This is a genomic window from Neisseria sp. HMSC074B07 (assembly GCF_001810355.1).
GTDB lineage: Bacteria > Pseudomonadota > Gammaproteobacteria > Burkholderiales > Neisseriaceae > Neisseria.
Window position 1 is genome coordinate 1 of sequence record NZ_KV800962.1, and the last position, 351, is coordinate 351.

Below are 351 nucleotides of genomic sequence, written 5' to 3' on the forward strand. Positions count from 1 at the left end.
GAATTCGGCGACGACGCCTCCCTCGCCGCCAAACTGATGGCGCAACTGGGCGGACAGCCCGTCCCCAAAAAAGACGCCGCCCCGCTTTCAGACGACCTCGACAGCCAAACCCCGCTGCGGATTACCGAGTTCAAACGCGATATATTGGGACGCCTAATCCACACCCTCGCCCGCAATAACGACAAGGTTCAGGAAACCGTTTACGGCTACGACCCGGACGGCAACCTCGTCCGCGCCGCCAACCGCCACAGCATCACCTGCTTCGACTACAACGAAAACGGCCAACTCATCGCCCAGCACCAATGGAAGGTGCCGAGCAAAGAAGAGAACGCCCGAAACGGCCTGCCCGAC

The 351-nt window shown here is 61.0% G+C and carries 1 pseudogene; it reads left to right on the forward strand.

Features of this window, described 5'->3' with window-relative positions:
• Positions 1 to 36: 36 nt before the first annotated feature.
• Positions 37 to 351 (forward strand): annotated as a pseudogene (locus HMPREF2726_RS09215) (RHS repeat protein); the annotation flags it as partial.